The sequence below is a fragment of the Psychrobacter sp. genome, assembly GCF_018260395.1.
GTDB lineage: Bacteria > Pseudomonadota > Gammaproteobacteria > Pseudomonadales > Moraxellaceae > Psychrobacter.
Genome location: NZ_JAGLBC010000241.1, coordinates 1 through 1,767, shown reverse-complemented (window position 1 = coordinate 1,767; position 1,767 = coordinate 1). Strand labels below are relative to the sequence as shown.

General features: G+C 32.8%; 1 protein-coding gene. It reads left to right on the top strand.

All coding sequences use genetic code 11. The features are described 5' to 3' along the window. Positions 1 to 486 precede the first annotated feature (486 nt). A complete protein-coding gene (locus QZ265_RS10820) occupies positions 487 to 1,416 on the top strand; it encodes a polyprenyl synthetase family protein (RefSeq protein ID WP_296406070.1) in 930 nt (309 codons plus the stop codon). Positions 1,417 to 1,767: the final 351 nt, after the last annotated feature.

Sequence of the window (1,767 nt, the reverse complement as noted above, 5' to 3'; positions counted from 1 at the left end):
AGCTAAATATAGTTAATAGCTAAATATATTTAATAGCTTGATGCAGTTAAGAACTTGATATAGTTGATAGCTTGATAGTTTCAAATTGATAACATTCTAAAAACTATATCATAACTCTCTATATCTAAATTTATATTATTATGGCATAAATTTTTCTATGATTGATTTAATAGGATGAATTGGCTTAAAACTTATATTTTTTCTAATTAGATAATGATATACACTATTGTCACCTCATTTATTCCTAATTTTAAATATTTTCTAATTTCAATGCCGTAATTAATCTTGATGCCAGCTATAATTTAGCAGTTTACCAGCTGTACATTTGAAACAATTTTCAGTGCTTTCTTAATAAACTATTATTAGTTGACCATAAATATGACCAAATTAAATCAAAATCAGACTTTATCAAAACCTATTTATAATGAAACCCCTATTTTGGATTATGCTGATATTCAGAGTATAATTGCTGATGACTTTGCAATCATGGACAAGCAAGTCTTTGGAAGCTTGAATTCAAAAGTTCAGTTGGTAATGAATGTCTCACAACATGTGATTAATGCAGGTGGTAAAAGAATGAGACCGCTTATCACTTTGCTATGTTCACGTCTTTGTAATGATGAACAATCTCAGGACGCTATGCATTTGGCGGCCATCACCGAGATGCTACATACGGCGACTTTAGTTCATGATGATGTGATTGATGAATCTGGTATGCGCCGTGGTCGCCCTACTGCCAATGCCACATGGAACAATCCCACCGCAGTGCTAGTGGGTGATTATCTTATTGCACGTGCTTTTAATCTGTTGGTAGGTTTTGAGAGTCTACCATTACTAAAGCTGTTTTCAGATGGTACTTGTGATATCGCCGAGGGTGAAGTACTACAGTTACAACATCAGCATAATCCGGAAGCTACTGAAACTGATTATATGCGTATCATTGATGGCAAAACCTCGCGCTTATTTATGATGGCTACGGCTGGCGTGGCTATTCTTCAAGATAAGCCTGAATTTTTGCAACCATTTAGTGATTTTGGTCAACACTTTGGTAATGCATTTCAGATTATTGATGATGTGCTTGATTATAGTGGGGATAGTGATGTTATGGGTAAGAACTTAGGTGATGATTTGGCCGAAGGTAAACCCACCCTACCGACTATAGTAACATTGCGTTTGTTAAAGCAGACTAATGAAGCAAACTACAATAAATTACGTATAGCTGTTCAGACTGGTAAGGTTGAAGATGCACAAGGTTTAATTAAAATAGTACAAGATTCAGGTGCTTTAGAATACTGTCGTTCGCGCGCATTAGCAGAGACGCATTTAGCACAGCAAGCCTTGGAGTTGTTGCCAGATAATGAGTATCGACAAGGCCTATGGCAATTAACCCAATTGGCAAGTTCACGTTTGGCTTAAAACAAATTTCTAATTATAACTGGTTTCCGAATTTAATGTCATTCTCTCTAATTGTAAGCCTATGACGTTCAATTTCTTATAATAATTTGCTTTTTTATGTCTATGATCTCACCTTAATTAAGTGAGATTTTTTTTTGCATATATTCAACAAGCTAATTATTTATATTTAATATTTATTAACTTTTGAAGATTTATAATGACGACAAATGATGGAATTTAGATATTTTCCAATACAATCAGATTAATGTTTTTGATTTATTTAATAATAGCTTTCATTCATAAAAACTATATTTAAACATTCTAAAATTTCACTTGATCTTAATTATTAATAGCTTGTTAAATTTTACATTT